The organism is Parapedobacter brassicae (assembly GCF_051400755.1).
Taxonomy (GTDB): Bacteria; Bacteroidota; Bacteroidia; order Sphingobacteriales; family Sphingobacteriaceae; genus Parapedobacter.
The window spans coordinates 1-15,759 of sequence record NZ_JBLFFL010000005.1 but is presented as its reverse complement, the minus strand read 5'-3'; the positions used below and the strand labels follow the sequence as shown (position 1 = coordinate 15,759).

Genomic DNA, 15,759 nt, shown 5'->3' with positions numbered 1-15,759 from the left:
GCCATGACATACGAACATTTGTTGATCCATGACGAGGGCAATATCCGCTATATCGTCATTAACCGCGAAAACAAACTCAACGCGCTGAATAAACTCCTCCTGGCAGCACTGCATGATGCCATCAGCGCTGCGCTAGCCGCGGCTTCGGTGCGGGGCATTGTCCTTACCGGCGCTGGGGACAAAGCATTTGTAGCCGGAGCAGACATCAGTGAGTTTGCCTCATTTGACAGCCAGCAGGGCGAACGGCTGGCCCGTGAAGGGCAGCATCGCCTATTCGATATGATCCAGCAGGCCCATAAACCCATTGTTGCAGCCATCAATGGATATGCGCTGGGGGGCGGCCTGGAACTGGCCCTGGCCTGCCATCTGCGTGTAGCCGCCAGCCACGCCAAACTGGGGCTTCCGGAAGTATCACTGGGTTTGATACCCGGATATGGCGGTACCCAGCGGCTTACCCAATTGGCAGGGCGGGGAAGGGCGCTGGAGATGATCCTCACCGGAGACATGATCACGGCGGAAGAAGGGTTGGCCTATGGCATCGTTAATCATGTCGTGACACCACCAGATCTGATGGAGAAAGCGATCAGCATTTTAAACCGCATTGCTTCCCGCTCCCCGCATGCCATAGGCGCCGCCATCCGGGCCGTAAACGCCAGCCTCGGCGCGGCGCAACACGGCTTCGAAACCGAAATCAAGGAATTCGGTCAATGCTTTGATACGCCCGACTTTAAGGAGGGGGTAGCCGCTTTTTTAGCGAAACGAAAACCAAACTTCTGATTGAGCGTTTAAGGATAGCGTGTTAAGTCGTTTGCATATGTCCCGTTCAATATTCTCCCAAAAGGAACGAAATACCATTACTTTGGTGCTCCTGATCATATTAGGGGCTATCATTGCCTATGCTGTGCGGAACATTATCGGTGCGCTGCTGGGCACCATGGTCATGTATACCTTGTTTAGACCCCTGAATATGTGGATGGTGGAGCGGCTGCGGTGGCGGCGGCCCATTGTTGCTGTCATCATCATCATCGGCTCATTTTTGATCATCATTTTGCCATTCTTGGGTATCGGCACGATGCTCACTAACAAGATCGTCAGCTTGATCAGAAATCCCGAATGGATTCAGCGGATCGTGAACACCATCAATGAATTTGCCGGAGACAAACTAGGCAGGCCGGATCTGATTCAGGAACAATTGGAGAAAAGCGCCTCTTATCTTGGTGGTTTATTCACGTCGCTGCTCAGCGGAGCCGCGAGCCTCTTTCTTGACATTGCCGTTATGTATTTCCTGTTATATTTCATCCTGACCAACTTTCGAGGTTTTGAACGCGGACTGCTCCGTTATTCGCCTTTCCGGATCGAAAATGCCGTACGATTTGGGCGCGAATTGCGCAATATTACCTATTCCAATGTCATTGGCCAAACGCTGATTGCCATCGTTCAAGGAGGGGTGCTTACCTTGGGTTTTTGGATATTCGGCTTCCAAGACGCCCTTTTTTGGGGGGTGATCTGCGCCATCCTAGCTTTCGTCCCCCTGTTAGGTCCGCCGCTTGTTTTCGTGCCAGCGGCAATCTTTGCGTTCACGCAAGGCAATAATTTCGCGGCAATCGGCCTGTTGGTCTATGGATTTGCGGTGGTGATCAATATCGACAATGTCCTCCGCTTGGTCATCGCGAAGAAGGTCGGCGATATCCACCCCATTATTACCGTCGTGGGTGTTATTATCGGGTTGCCGCTGTTCGGCTTAATGGGATTGGTGTACGGACCGCTTTTGCTGTCTTATTTTCTCATCACGGTGCGCATCTATGAGGCCAATAAAAGGCAGAACCTCGTAGACAATGAAATCGTGGTAGAAGACCACCGGCCACCGGCATGACCGCTTTGGCCGCTGCTCATACCGCTGTCGGCCATTCCTATTTTTGTTAAATCCGTGTTCGCGAATGCAGCGCATTTTAGCTAAGTTTGCCGTCTTATGAGCAAACAGACGGACGACTTCTTCAAAAACGTGATTTCACATGCCAAGGAATACGGTTTTGTGTTCCCTTCCAGCGAAATATATGATGGGCTTAGCGCCGTATATGACTACGGTCAGTTAGGCGCCGAGCTTAAAAACAACCTGAAGGCTTATTGGTGGAAGGCGATGGTACAGCTTCACGAGCATATCGTGGGCATCGATGCGGCAATCTTCATGCACCCGACCACCTGGAAGGCCTCCGGCCACGTAGATGGCTTCAACGACCCGATGATCGATAATAAAGATTCGAAGAAGCGCTACCGGGCCGACCAGCTGATCGAAGACCAGATCGCGCGTTATGAGGCCGACGGCAAAGCCGAAGAGGCCCACCAATTGCAGGCCGATCTTGATGCCGCACTGAATGCCGATGACTTGGCTAAACTCAAAACGCTTATTGAAAACCACCATATTGTGTGCCCCCTTTCCGGCACAGGAAACTGGACAGATGTGCGACAGTTCAACCTGATGTTTTCTACCCAGATGGGCGCATCGGCCGAGGGTGCCGAAACGGTATACCTGCGGCCCGAAACGGCGCAAGGGATATTCGTCAACTTCCTCAACGTGCAGAAGAGCGGCCGGATGAAAATCCCCTTCGGTATCGCCCAGATCGGCAAGGCATTCCGCAATGAGGTCATCGCCCGCCAATTCATTATGCGCATGCGCGAGTTCGAACAAATGGAAATGCAGTTTTTCGTGCGGCCCGGCACCGAGCTCGAATGGTACCGCCATTGGAAAGAAACCCGCCTAAAATGGCACCTCGCGATCGGCGGTGATGCGGCTAGGTACCGGTACCATGACCACGTAAAGCTAGCCCACTACGCCAACGCCGCAGTGGATATCGAATACGATTTTCCCTTCGGTTTTAAAGAGGTAGAAGGTATCCACTCACGCACCGATTTTGACCTCAGCCAACACCAAAAATATTCGGGCAAGAAACTTCAGTACTTCGACCCGGAAATCAACCAAAATTACGTGCCTTATGTGATTGAAACATCCATAGGCTTAGACAGGCTGTTCCTTACGGTGCTCTGCAATGCTTTTGAAGAGCAGGATCTCAGTACCGCCGACAAACAGGATTCGCGTTCGGTGCTGCATTTTCACCCGACCTTGGCGCCGGTGAAAGCGGCCGTGCTTCCCCTGACGAAAAAAGATGGCTTGCCGGATAAAGCGAGGGAAATCCTCAACCGGCTGAAGATCGACTACAATGTCCAATACGACGAAAAGGACTCTATCGGCAAGCGCTACCGTAGGCAAGATGCGATCGGTACGCCATTCTGTATCACCGTTGACTATCAATCGTTGGAAGATGATACCGTGACCCTCCGGCACCGCGATAGCATGGAGCAGGAGCGTGTGGCGGCTTCGCAACTGGAAAACATCATTGGCAACCTGGTGGGTTGGAAGAACCTGCTTACCGACCTATAGGGTTATTCCTTAATCTTCCATTCGGGCGGCGCGGTAAAGCCTTCCCGTCCCTGTCCGAATGGCGCTACCGTGAAGCCGGGATGAATTTCATCATAAACCTCGGTGACCCGTTGCAACAACTTCCGGTAGATGGCCGGATAAGCCTGCTTGAGGTCCCGCTGTTCACGGGGGTCCGCTTGAATGTCAAACAATAGGTCCTCCGGGTGGTCCATCTTGGCGTTTCCCGCGTCGGCTTTGACCACCTTCCACCGATTGCCCGTCACCAGCGTGCCATACCCCAAGTAAAACTCCCGATCGATGGTTTCCCGCGCTCCTGAAAGCACGGACCATATGCTCACGCCGTCCAATGCGGCTGGCAGTTTTTCATCCGACCCGGCGATTTCCCGGAGGGTCGGTACCACGTCAATATAACCCGTTACCTGTTTAAGGATTCGCCCACCGACAAAACCGGCCGGCCACTTGATGATTGCCGGTGCCCGCGTACCGCCCTCCCATTCCAGAAATTTAGCTCCCCTAAGTCCCCCACTTGACCCTCCCTGGGCAGTTTCTGCACCGTTATCACTGAAAAACAACACGAGGGTATTCGTGTCAATATCCATTTCCGCTAATGCCGACAGGATGTCGCCGATCCCTTCGTCCATGGATGAAACCATCGCTGCATAGGTTTGCCGTTTGGTGGCAACTGCGGACTGGTTTTCCTGATAGCCATTAGCTAATAGGTCTTCCTGCTTAGCCTGTAAGGGGGCATGAGGGGCATTGTAAGCCACATACAGAAAAAACGGGGCATCTGCTTGGGCATAGGTCTTGATGCAGGAAACCGCCTCCTGCGTGATGAGGTCGGTGGTATACCCTTCATCGTAGCAGCTCTCTTCATTACGGTGCCAATCGAGCTCCCCTTCTCTTTCATGGGTAAAATAGTCGATTGCTCCGTTATAGTGCCCATAGAAATGGGTGAACCCCCGTTGCAAGGGTAGAAATGCACGCTTGGCATGTCCAAGGTGCCATTTGCCGAGTGCCGCCCGATGCCGATAGCCTGTCCGGGCCAGCATCTCCGGCAGAAATACCGCTGAAGTATCCACCCCGAAATCACTCCACGGGGGGATCACCGTCTGTCGCAGCCCAAACCGGTTGGGATATCGGCCCGTCATCAGGCCAGCTCGAGTGGGCGAACAGATAGGGGTAGTATAAAAATGATCCAGTATGACTCCCTCCCTTGCTAAGCGATCGATATTGGGGGTCTTGATTTCGCTTCCGTGGTAACCCACGTCTCCCCATCCCAAATCATCCGCTAGGATGATGACGATGTTGGGTTTCTCGACGGGTTGTGCATAACTAGGCAACCATAGACTGAATAATAGCAGCAGTGCCTGAAATTCCCTTGTTTTCATATCCATACCTTATCCGTTAAACAGACGATCAGCTATCCCTGAGCCCCTTGATTTCTCATCTCCCCGTTCACCAACACATCCACAGGTTCGCCTGTGGGTGAGTGGATACGGTAATCCACCACTTTCCCCTCTCGCCATTTGATGTCTACGGTGTAGTTGCCGCGTGCCTTCAGGCCCTTTACCTCACCGCTTGCCCATGCTTTAGGCAATGCCGGCAGGAGATGAATGAATCCCGCATGGCTCTGGAGCAGCATCTCTGCGATGCCGGCAGCGCCACCGAAATTGCCATCAATTTGAAAGGGCGGATGAGCGCAGAATAGGTTGGGATATGTGCCGGCGTTGCCGCCGCCATAGTTAGTCTCATTGCCCACTGCTGGTTGCAGCAATTGCCGCAGGATTTCCAAGGCATGGTTGCCATCCTGCAACCTCGCCCAAAATAGGATTTTCCAAGCGCGGCTCCACCCAGTGCCGCCATCGCCCCTCGTGTTTAAGGTTTTTCGTGCAGCCTCGGCCCACTCGGGTGTCGTCTGCGGAGAGATGAACGCCGCTGGATGCAAGCCATATAGGTGCGACACGTGACGATGTTGCGGCTCGGGCTCCTCATATTCCTCCAGCCACTCCATCACGCGGCCATCACCGCCGATCTGCACGGGTGGCGGTAGATGCGCCAAACTGCTGCGCAACGTATCAACAAAGGCATCGCGGATACCCAATGCCTCCGCCGAAGCAATGACATTGGTGTATAACTCTCGTACGATTTGATTGTCTATCGTTGGCCCCATGACTACGGCAGCCCGTTTGCCATTGGGCATCACGAAAGCGTTTTCGGGTGACACCGAAGGCGCGGTGATCAGCCAGCCGTGCTGTGGTTCTTTAATGAGAGTATGGTGATAAAAGCGGGCAGCATCTTTCAATATCGGGAAAACCTCCGCTAAATACGCCGTGTCTTTCGTAAAGAGGTAATGTTCCCACAGGTGGTTGCAAAGCCAGCCCGAAGCCGTACTGGCACCCCATGACGCTTGTTCCCCCGGTGCAGTATAGCCCCATACATTCGTCATCATATAAACGACCCATCCCGGCGCATTGTAATACGCTTTGGCCGTTTTCCGTCCGGCTTCCGCAATCGCCGTGATCATATCGATGAATGGGCCGTGCAATTCAGACAAGTTGCCCACTTCCACCGGCCAATGATTCATCTGCGCGTTGATATTCAAATGATAGTCGCCATTCCAAGGTGTTTGTACCTGGTGCGCCCACAGCCCCTGCAGGTTGGGTGGCAACAGGCCTGGCCGGGTGCTGCAGATACTGAGGTAGCGCCCGTATTGAAAATATAGCGCAGCCAACCCATTATCACTCGTCGGGTCATCAAAAAAACGCTTCAGCCGCTCATCCGTAGGAATGTGGTCCGTCTCTTGTCCCTCGATCTCCAGAGACACCCGATTGAACAGTTGTTGGAAAGCTGTAATATGGGCTTTCTTCTGTTTCCCATAGGGATGGGTTAGGGCTTCGGCCATAAGCGCGGCCGATTGCTGCTCAAAGGCATTATCCCTGAAATCCGTAGCGGCCGACAAATATATGGTGGCCTCATCAGCTCCTGTCAACCGCAGCGTGTTGCCTTCAGCGACCAATTTACCCCCCTTATGTTGAATGCGCACACGCGCCATGTAGCGCATTCCAGTGCCTCCGTGCCCATCGTTAAGCGCTCCAGATAGTTGCAACTCGTTACCATCCATATGGAGCCTGCCGTTGTCTTCGCGTGCCAACGCGACGGAAAAGTCTAAGGCCCCTTTTCTGTCGGCTGTAAGCCGGATGATACCTACATCGCCGTCGAAAGCCGTAAAATATTCCCGATGGTACTGTGTTCCGTCCATCTGAAACGAAGTAGCAGCTGTCGCCGTTGACAGATCCAATTGCCTGCGGTATCCGCGTACTTCTCCCTCCCTATTGTGGTATTGGATGCGCAATTCGCCCAAGGTTTGGAAACACCCATAAGGCACGTTGGCGCCGGAACCGAAGCCGCTCCCTTCGCCGACACATACAAAATTGGCGTTTACCAATTTTTCGGCTTCATCGTTGCGACCTTCCAATAACAGCTTCTGAATATCCGCCACACTGTTATAGGCCTCATAATTATTAGGGTCCTGTGGACTACCTGACCAAAGCGTAATCTCATTCAGCACGATCTTTTCAGTGCTTATCCCGCCGTCAGGCATCATGCCCAAGCGTCCGTTGCCCAGCGGCAACGTCTCTTCCCAGATTCCGGCAGGCTTATCGTACCACAGCTGCAAGGGTTCTTTAGCCGAAGCCGCTATACACATACCTGCATAAACGATCGTCAATAGATATTTCATTGATTCATTAAAAGGCATCACTCATTCGATTCATTAATCCTGATACACGTCAAATTCGGCCATTGATACCACCGATCGGTTGCCACGCATATTGGCTACGGCGGCTACCGTAAATCGGAAATACCGCGCCTGCACTTGCTTGCTAAAGCCTGTGTACTGCAAAATAGGGTTAGCCGTGATGTTAGCAAATTCCCCTTTGGTTGCCACCTCCCAATTTTTTCCATCCACGCTGATTTCAAACCGATAGCCGCTGACCAGGCCTGCGGTGTTTCCGTCCTGCCTTGGCAGGTAGCCAAAGCCCGTAATGGACGCTGTCTTGCCCATGTCTACTGTAACGTACTGAGGCAGCTCCACTTCGGAGGTCAACCATAGCGTTTCGTTATCGCCATCCACCGCAAGCGTCGGATCGCCCCCCTGCAAGCCATTATCCACAATTGTCCAGCCCGAACGATCGATTCCCTTCCGTTCGACAGCCGACCCACGGTATTCTACCTCAGCTTCCTTGAATAGCCCGAAATCACTCAGTGCCACAGCTACCGGAGCGAACAAACGCAACCGTAAGCGCTGGGCCATCACCGGCCGCTCCAATGGGATAATCCGGCTCGAACCGATACTGGTAGCCATGGCCAAGGGTTTCCAGGATTCATTTTCCCAAACATCCACCCATATGCTGTCTATTCGTTGCCCCAATTTGATGTTTTCCCGCAGACGGATGAGGTCAAAGGTTACCTCATCCTCCAATGTAATCACCAATTCCGGTGAAGTATCTTCGTCGTCGGTAGCCCAATAACTATAACGGTCCTCGTCCAGTAAATAAGCCGGTCCAAAATTTCGTTCATTGCCGTCCCGGATATTTGACGCCGCTAATTGGCTTCCTTTCGCGAAGTTCTCATCGAACGTCTTTGACAGCTTCTCACCGAAACCGCTCAGGGACGCCACATCGTTGGCATGCAAGACACCGTTGGTATCGGGAGCGAGTCCCAAATTGAATGCAGCACCCTTTCCTACGCTTCTGAGATAGATCTCAAAAAGCTCGTCAGGTGTCTTTACTTGATGATCTTGTTCAGGATGATAAAACCAGCCCGGTCGGTGCGGCACATCACACTCCGCAGGGATCCAGTATTGACCATCGCGCTGGCCGGTACCAATAAACGCATAATCCGTATGGCCGGGAGCGGGCTTGGTACCATCGATACCAACAGGCGTATACGTGGCCCAAGAGGTTTCAGGTGCCATCCCGTCCTCTGTCCCGATCCAGCGCACATCTGGCCCGATATCACTGAAAATTACTGCTTTAGGCTGCATCTCCCGTGTGATGGGCCAGGTCTTCTCCTCCCACGCATAGTAGGTAGACCGGTCGATACGCCTCATTTCGTTGGCTCCGCCGTAGTAACCATCACCGCCATTTGCGCCATCATGCCAGCTGGTAAACAATTCACCGTAATGGCTATACAATTCGCGCAACTGCTCCCGATAAGCCTCGGCATACCGCTCGTTGCCATAGTCTGGGTGGTTACGATCCCATGCCGACACATAGACGCCAAATTGCATGCCCTGCTGGTGTGCGGCCTCCATAAATTCCTTAACCATATCTCCCTTTCCCTCACGCCAGGGGCTCTGCGAAATGTTATAATCGGTCGTTTTGGTCGGCCAGAGGCAATAGCCATCGTGGTGCTTGGCCACTGCTATCAATCCGTTGAAGCCAGCAGACCTGGCCGCTTCGGCAATTTGGTGGGCATCAAAATGCTGGGGATTGAACAAATCGGCAGGTGCATCCCCAAAACCCCATTCCTTATTTTGAAAAGTGGTGGGCGTGAAATGAATAAGGCAATACATCTCCATTTCATGCCAATTGAGTTGTGCTTCAGATGGGAGAGGACCGTAAGGGGTTGGTTCGTTTCGTAGTTGGCTGCCCGAAGGACCGCAGCTGACTAACAGGGCAACGCAAGCAACCGAAAGTAAACGCAGGGTATTCCGAAACATCATATTTATTGGGATTATTTGCGGTTAAAGATAATCGTTTCCGTAAACTAACTACAACGTTGCTAAAATAGCTGAATAGTTTGTTATTTTTTACTTATCAGACCCGAATGTCTTGAAAACAGAATCGGATATTCTATTAACCAATTATCTATTTATAGATTTTAACTATAGCTAATCGCTTTTTATGATTTTGTTTATTCGGCGTTCCCCCTTAAATTTGATGAACAAAGACGGAAATTAGCTAAACTAAATTACACACAAATAAGCATCATGTATCATGGAAAACAACTCGAGTGACATCAGCAAGTGCCCCTTTCACAACGGGGCGCCTACGGCGCCAAAAAAACACAATGTCGGCGGGCGGGGAACAAGTAACCACGACTGGTGGCCCAATCAATTAAAGGTCAGCATTCTGCGCCAACATTCATCATTATCTGACCCGATGGGCGAGGAATTCAACTACGCAGAAGCGTTCAAAAGTCTCGATCTGGAGGCTGTGAAACAAGATCTGCACAAGCTGATGACCGACTCGCAGGACTGGTGGCCGGCGGACTTTGGTCATTACGGCCCGTTGTTCATCCGCATGGCATGGCATAGCGCAGGCACCTACCGTACAGGAGACGGTCGTGGCGGAGCCGGCGCCGGACAACAGCGTTTTGCTCCCCTCAATAGTTGGCCCGACAACGTTAGCCTCGACAAGGCACGTAGACTACTTTGGCCGATCAAGCAAAAGTATGGTCGAAAAATATCCTGGGCGGACCTGATGATTCTCACGGGCAACGTTGCACTCGAATCAATGGGTTTCAAGACCTTCGGTTTCGCTGGTGGGCGTGAAGATGTATGGGAGCCTGAGCAGGATGTTTACTGGGGTTCAGAAACCACTTGGCTAGGCGGCGATGTACGCTATGCCCAAGGTTCCGAAGGAGTAGAGAAGGAGGGAGCAGTGCTGTCTGCAGACGACTCGGCTGATGGCAAGATACACACGCGTAACTTGGAGAACCCCCTTGCCGCCGTACAGATGGGACTCATCTACGTCAATCCGGAAGGTCCAGATGGCAACCCGGATCCACTCGCGGCCGCATTTGACATCCGCGAGACGTTCAAACGCATGGCGATGAATGACGAAGAAACGGTTGCGCTGATTGCCGGCGGTCATACCTTTGGCAAAACCCATGGCGCTGGAGATGCGGCGCTGGTGGGGCCTGATCCCGAAGCCGCAGACATCGAAGAACAAGGTCTCGGTTGGCGAAGCAGCTATGGAACAGGCAAGGGCGGCGATGCGATCACCAGCGGCTTAGAAGTGACCTGGACGTCCACACCGACGAAGTGGAGCAACAACTTTTTTTGGAACCTGTTTGGATACGACTGGGAATTAACCAAGAGCCCGGCTGGTGCACATCAGTGGGTAGCAAAGGGCGCCAACGCTATCATTCCCGATGCCCACGACCCATCAAAACGCCGCTTGCCGACGATGCTGACCACAGACATCGCGCTACGGGCTGACCCCGTTTATGAAAAAATCTCACGGTATTTCTTCGAAAACCCGGATGCTTTCGCAGACGCGTTTGCTCGCGCATGGTTCAAACTGACACATCGCGACATGGGGCCTCGCGCACGTTACCTTGGCCCTGAAGTCCCTGAAGAAGAGTTGATTTGGCAAGATCCGATTCCGGCGGTGGATCATGCATTAATTAATGAACAAGACATCGCAGCATTAAAGGCCAAAATACTGGCTTCGGGATTATCGGTAGCACAATTGGTATCCACCGCTTGGGCCTCAGCTTCAACCTTCCGTGGTTCCGATAAACGCGGGGGAGCCAATGGCGCGCGCATTCGGTTGGAACCGCAGAAAAACTGGGCTGTCAATAATCCGGCTCAGTTGGCAACTGTATTGGAGACACTCGAAGGAATACAAATAGCATTTAACAATGCCCAATCTGACGGAAAAAAGGTATCCCTTGCCGACCTCATTGTATTGGCTGGCTGCGCGGGCGTTGAGCAAGCCGCTAAAAATGCCGGTCATGCGATCACGGTTCCGTTCGCTCCTGGACGCATGGATGCCTCACAAGAGCAAACCGATGTAGATTCGTTCGCTGTCTTAGAGCCTGTTGCCGATGGTTTCCGTAATTACCTAAAAACCAAGTATACCGTATCGACAGAGGAGCTGTTGATTGACAAGGCACAATTGTTGACACTTACTGCTCCAGAGCTGACGGTGCTTATCGGAGGAATGCGTGTATTAGACACCAATTTTGACGGATCGAAACATGGTGTATTTACCCAACGCCCAGAATTGCTCACCAACGATTTCTTCGTAAACCTGCTTGATATGGGCACGGTCTGGACAGCCAACTCCGAATTAAAGGAAGTGTTTGAAGGACATGATCGCACTACGGGAGAACTGAAATGGACTGCGACCCGTGCGGATCTGATTTTTGGCTCCAATTCGGAGCTTAGGGCGTTGGCCGAGGTCTATGGCAGCGCAGATGCTCAAGAAAAATTTGTGACAGATTTTATAGCGGCATGGAATAAGGTAATGAACCTTGATCGTTTTGATTTGGCTTAATTAACTTATCGGATGTCCGAAGAGGCGGTTTCTTTAGTAGATCGCCTCTTTTTAATATATTGAGCCCGTAAACATTTCAATCCAATACTAAAAAATGATACCATTGCAACTAAATTATGCGAGCCTCTTTCTGACAGCGCTCACTTTATTTGTGCTATTCCTTCCTCAATTTTCCCTTGCCCAGGACCATGTATTTGGCAGTTGGACCGCCTGGTTCAATAATGTTCGATTTAACGATAAGTGGGGGATGAACAATGACATCCAGTTTCGTGGCGGAAGAGATTGGAGTGCCAACTCCCTCTTGCTGGTGAGGTCCGGCATCAACTACCATGTCAACACGCAACAGACCGCCTCGCTGGGTTACGCCACCACGTTGGTCACAAATGAGTTGCAGGCAAACGGCCCCAGAATTACAGAACATCGCATTTGGCAGCAATACGTTATCAATAGCCCGGTGCTGAGCATCCCAGTACAACATCGGTTTCGACTTGAACAACGATTCTTAAAACGGCCCGACGAGACAGCATTTGCCAAACGCGCAAGGTATTTTATCCGCGGCATTATTCCGATAAGCCAACCCCTGAAAGCACCATTCCATCGAGGAGTATATATGTCCTTCCAGAATGAACTCTTTTTCAACATCCACAACCAAAAAGCGCTCAACGGCAGGCTGTTCGATCAAAACCGTGCTTATGCATCGCTCGGTTTCCGGTTTTCTGGAAAATACGATTTGGAAGCTGGATATATGAATCAATTCTTGCTTAGAAACACCACATCCAATGGCATAATCCATATTTTCCAACTGGCTGGCTATACCCGGCTATAAAATTATTTAGCTATAAATCAATCAGTTACAATACATATTAAAAATATTATAAATAAAATCTACTTATTTGGTAGACTTTGTATATATTTGTCCCCATGCAAATCATAAATCAATATAAGGCTATCGCGAATAACACGTATATGTATGCCAAGACCATGGGTCGCGGACTCAAATGAAGAAGCTTTATGATGATTGCAAAGACACAGAAAAGCCTCTTCGACAACGGAAACCGAAGGGGCTTCTTAATTAAACGACAATTTTAAAACAGCGGCACTATGGCTGTAGAAGCAACAACTGAAAAACAATACGTCGACCCCAAAATCACCCTCGTAGGTGCCGGACCGGGCGACCCCGACTTAATCAGTATAAAAGGGGTAAAGGCCCTGAAGAAAGCCAATGTCGTGTTATACGACGCCTTGGTGGATGAGCGGCTATTGGATTATGCTCCTCAAGAATCCATCAAAGTCTATGTAGGCAATCCTTCAGGTGATGAAAATTTTTCCCAAGACATCGTCAACCAACTGATGGTAGACTACGCCTTGAATTTCGGCCATGTGGTACGGCTCAAAGGGGGGGACCTATTTGTCTTCGGTCGTGGGTATGAAGAATTAGATTATGCGGCATCTTACAGCATTGAAACCGCCATCGTACCCGGGATATCCAGCGCCATATCCGTACCCGGGCTGCAAGGCATTCCGGTAACGCACAGGGGGTTAAGCGAAAGCCTATGGGTGCTCTCTGGCACGGATAGCCGCGGCAACCTGTCTCCCGAGCTGGAAGACGCCGCCCGTAGCAAAGCTACCGTGGTGGTACTCCTTGGATTAGACCGGTTGGCCGAAATTACAGGCATATACCAACAGGTGGGCAAGGGCGGCTTACCCGCCGCTGTCATCCAAAACGGATCGATGGCCAACGAAAAGATTGCTGTCGGGCTGGTCAACACCATTGTTGAAGTGGCTGAAGAAAAGGGGATTGACAGCACCGGACCTGTACTGCTTGTGTTTGGGTCTGCTGTGGAACTGCACCATGATTTTCAGCACATACGACAGTTTTTTGGGTTGCCCGAATGCGAGGATTAATTCCTCAAAGCACCCCCTAATTATTCTCCCGTTGGGGCCTCGTCGCTCACGCATCTAAAACCGAGGTTATTGCTTGCGCTACTGACCTCTCCTTTTCCGCGGCTACCGGCAATATACCGTTCACAATACTGTTCATTGCACAGGAATGATCCCCCGCGCTGCACCCGTTTGACCATACCGGGCTCCTGCGGATCATGGCTGTCTGCCGGACCTTTTGGATTCGTGGCCGGCTTATTCGTGTAATAGTCTGGGCGGTAATAGTCCGAGCACCACTCCCACACGTTGCCGTCCATGTCATACAGTCCAAATGGATTTGGTGCAAACGATTTGGCCGGCGCCACGCCTTTAAATCCATCTTCGCCTACGTCCTGAACTGGGAATTTTCCCTGATACACGTTGGCCACCCATTTTCCCCCAGGTTTAAGCTCGTCGCCCCAATAATAGGTCCGTGATTTCCCGCCGCGTGCAGCATACTCCCATTCAGCCTCCGTGGGTAGCCGTTTACCGGCCCACTTTGCGAAGGCTTCAGCATCTTCATAAGCAATGTGTACCACAGGTTCATCTTCATGTCCTTTAATGCTACTTCCTGGGCCCTCCGGTTGACGCCAACTGGCGCCCACGACGTATCGCCACCATTGAAGATGATTTTGCAGTCCCACCTCTTGTTTTGCCGGCGTGAAGACCGCTGATCCCGGCTGCAACGCATCGAGCGGTACATCGGGGAAATCCTTGGGATCCAATGGCCGTTCAGCTACCGTCTGATAACCGGTAGCCGCAACGAAACGGGCAAACTGAGCGTTGGTGACCTCGTGTTCATCCATCCAAAAACCATCAACGGTTACCTCATGAATCGGGCTTGCATCAGCAAAGCCCTCGGACCCCATTTGAAACGTACCACCCTTAATATAGACCATCTGTGCATCGTCCGCTCCAAGGAAGCTATGTGCAGCCTTTGACTCCGCTATCGTAGCCGCTCGCGAGGGAATGCCATGTGACACACAAAATGCCGCACTGTCGTTTTCCAATACGTCACTTCTTTGCTCATCTTTACCTGCTTGCGGATTACATGCCGACAACAGCGCCTGTGCCGACAACGCGAACAACATAATTCGTGTATTCATCCTAATCAAATTCACTTAATCACAAAGCTAACTTTATCCACCCCGGCATTACCTGTCTTCTCGTCAAAAGCATATACCAACAGTTCAAAACTGCCGGTTTCCGTCAAGGGTAATATCCCTTCGAAGACATTGTCCTCTTCTGTGATATCAAATGGAAATTCAGCCAGCACCTGTCCATCCCGTCGCAAGAGTCCCTTTACCTCAATGTCCTCCGCGTTCCATATTCCTCCTTTATTGATCACACATCCGCACATCATGACCAAATTCACCTTTGCTTTCAATTTTCCTTGCGTTAATGAGGTCATGGAAATGGCCTGGTGGGTCGACGGGTATTTGATATCCAATATATAGCCCGGAATTTCCAATATCACCCCGTCCCCAAGCACATGCTTGCCGGGAATCGCCCATAATTGGGTAGTGGCTTTGACCGACGCCGCCTTTCTATTAACAGGTGCAACGACTTCCACATCGATCAAGACGGGCTCCTGGATATCAAGCTTCGCTTCAAACTTAGCAGTATTATCATCGGTCAGCCGCATGCCTCTTGCTGCTGGGGTATTCATAATCAATTCCGTATCGCCGGATGCTCCGGTGGTATATCCCTGGTCCAAGATTTCGCCGGTCGTGTTTTTTCGGACGATGACGTAAGCGCCACCGATGCCCGTACCAATAAATTTGGCGTCCTTGGCCTTAGCCCGAATGACGATCTGGGTGGTCTGAGAAAAAGCAAGCTGTGCCCCTAGGTAGGCCGCTGCCAGTCCGATTGCCTTCTTTTTATTCATCTCTGCTCGTTGATACCGATGGTCATTTACAAATATAATGTTTTAAGCATGCAATCCTATCGTCGCTGCCATTCGATATCGCTTTCGGTCATAGCCGATCACAACAAACAAAAAAGGGATGCCCGGCAATCGGGCATCCCTATGGGGGGCTGCATGTAAACAAGAAAGCCCCGCTGCATCTGCAGCGGGGCCGCTGTGAAATCCGGCGCCGACCTACTCTCACGCCT

At 51.5% G+C, this 15,759-nt stretch carries 11 protein-coding genes; 6 read left to right on the top strand and 5 right to left on the bottom strand.

The window, feature by feature from the left end:
- Positions 1 to 3: 3 nt before the first annotated feature.
- From ACMGDE_RS14185 to ACMGDE_RS14175, 3 genes are all read left to right on the top strand, one after another.
- Entirely contained in the window at positions 4 to 777 is a 774-nt protein-coding gene (locus ACMGDE_RS14185; RefSeq protein WP_436833473.1) for an enoyl-CoA hydratase/isomerase family protein, read from the top strand.
- 37 nt (positions 778 to 814) lie between these two features.
- Positions 815 to 1,873, top strand: coding sequence for an AI-2E family transporter (locus ACMGDE_RS14180; protein WP_436833472.1), 1,059 nt, complete (start codon positions 815 to 817; stop codon positions 1,871 to 1,873).
- Positions 1,874 to 1,969: 96 nt separating this feature from the next.
- Positions 1,970 to 3,436: a glycine--tRNA ligase gene (locus ACMGDE_RS14175; protein ID WP_436833471.1), complete on the top strand. Its 1,467-nt coding sequence runs from the start codon at positions 1,970 to 1,972 to the stop codon at positions 3,434 to 3,436.
- 2 nt (positions 3,437 to 3,438) lie between these two features.
- Here the strand turns inward: ACMGDE_RS14175 and ACMGDE_RS14170 are convergent, their stop codons facing one another.
- Genes ACMGDE_RS14170 through ACMGDE_RS14160 form a run of 3 tightly spaced genes read right to left on the bottom strand, consistent with a single transcriptional unit; the run spans position 3,439 to position 9,017 of the window.
- Positions 3,439 to 4,830: an arylsulfatase B gene (locus ACMGDE_RS14170; RefSeq protein WP_436833470.1), complete on the bottom strand. Its 1,392-nt coding sequence runs from the start codon at positions 4,828 to 4,830 to the stop codon at positions 3,439 to 3,441.
- Positions 4,831 to 4,856: 26 nt separating this feature from the next.
- Positions 4,857 to 7,175 carry a glycoside hydrolase family 95 protein gene (locus ACMGDE_RS14165; RefSeq protein ID WP_436833469.1) on the bottom strand — a complete coding sequence of 773 codons (2,319 nt, stop codon included), beginning with the start codon at positions 7,173 to 7,175 and terminating at the stop codon, positions 4,857 to 4,859.
- A 33-nt stretch (positions 7,176 to 7,208) separates the two neighbouring features.
- Positions 7,209 to 9,017, bottom strand: a complete 1,809-nt coding sequence (locus tag ACMGDE_RS14160) for an alpha-L-fucosidase (protein ID WP_436833468.1) — start codon at positions 9,015 to 9,017, stop codon at positions 7,209 to 7,211.
- A 418-nt stretch (positions 9,018 to 9,435) separates the two neighbouring features.
- Here ACMGDE_RS14160 and katG point away from each other — a divergent pair, with 418 nt between their 5' ends.
- The 3 genes from katG (at position 9,436) to cobA (ending at position 13,629) form a co-directional block, all read left to right on the top strand.
- The gene (gene katG, locus ACMGDE_RS14155; RefSeq protein WP_436833467.1) at positions 9,436 to 11,724 is read left to right on the top strand and encodes a catalase/peroxidase HPI; all 2,289 of its coding nucleotides are present in this window, start codon (positions 9,436 to 9,438) and stop codon (positions 11,722 to 11,724) included.
- Between the two features lie 94 nt (positions 11,725 to 11,818).
- Complete coding sequence (locus ACMGDE_RS14150) at positions 11,819 to 12,550, top strand: DUF2490 domain-containing protein (RefSeq protein WP_436833466.1); 732 nt, start codon at positions 11,819 to 11,821, stop codon at positions 12,548 to 12,550.
- 275 nt (positions 12,551 to 12,825) lie between these two features.
- Entirely contained in the window at positions 12,826 to 13,629 is an 804-nt protein-coding gene (gene cobA / locus ACMGDE_RS14145; RefSeq protein ID WP_436833465.1) for a uroporphyrinogen-III C-methyltransferase, read from the top strand.
- Positions 13,630 to 13,649: 20 nt separating this feature from the next.
- On the opposite strand, the gene ACMGDE_RS14140 is transcribed toward cobA, so the two are convergent.
- Together ACMGDE_RS14140 and ACMGDE_RS14135 are read right to left on the bottom strand one after the other, a co-directional pair.
- Positions 13,650 to 14,750: a formylglycine-generating enzyme family protein gene (locus ACMGDE_RS14140; protein WP_436833464.1), complete on the bottom strand. Its 1,101-nt coding sequence runs from the start codon at positions 14,748 to 14,750 to the stop codon at positions 13,650 to 13,652.
- An 11-nt stretch (positions 14,751 to 14,761) separates the two neighbouring features.
- On the bottom strand, positions 14,762 to 15,532 hold the full coding sequence (locus tag ACMGDE_RS14135) for a hypothetical protein (RefSeq protein ID WP_436833463.1): 771 nt from the start codon (positions 15,530 to 15,532) through the stop codon (positions 14,762 to 14,764).
- Positions 15,533 to 15,759: the final 227 nt, after the last annotated feature.

Coding starts and splice junctions, on each gene's coding strand:
- ACMGDE_RS14185 (WP_436833473.1), top strand. CDS start 4: ATGACATACGAACATTTGTTGATCCATGACGAGGGCAATATCCGCTAT.
- ACMGDE_RS14175 (WP_436833471.1), top strand. CDS start 1,970: ATGAGCAAACAGACGGACGACTTCTTCAAAAACGTGATTTCACATGCC.
- cobA (WP_436833465.1), top strand. CDS start 12,826: ATGGCTGTAGAAGCAACAACTGAAAAACAATACGTCGACCCCAAAATC.
- ACMGDE_RS14140 (WP_436833464.1), bottom strand. CDS start 14,750: ATGAATACACGAATTATGTTGTTCGCGTTGTCGGCACAGGCGCTGTTG.
- ACMGDE_RS14180 (WP_436833472.1), top strand. CDS start 815: ATGTCCCGTTCAATATTCTCCCAAAAGGAACGAAATACCATTACTTTG.
- ACMGDE_RS14135 (WP_436833463.1), bottom strand. CDS start 15,532: ATGAATAAAAAGAAGGCAATCGGACTGGCAGCGGCCTACCTAGGGGCA.
- ACMGDE_RS14150 (WP_436833466.1), top strand. CDS start 11,819: ATGATACCATTGCAACTAAATTATGCGAGCCTCTTTCTGACAGCGCTC.
- ACMGDE_RS14165 (WP_436833469.1), bottom strand. CDS start 7,175: ATGAAATATCTATTGACGATCGTTTATGCAGGTATGTGTATAGCGGCT.
- ACMGDE_RS14170 (WP_436833470.1), bottom strand. CDS start 4,830: ATGGATATGAAAACAAGGGAATTTCAGGCACTGCTGCTATTATTCAGT.
- katG (WP_436833467.1), top strand. CDS start 9,436: ATGGAAAACAACTCGAGTGACATCAGCAAGTGCCCCTTTCACAACGGG.
- ACMGDE_RS14160 (WP_436833468.1), bottom strand. CDS start 9,017: ATGGAGATGTATTGCCTTATTCATTTCACGCCCACCACTTTTCAAAAT.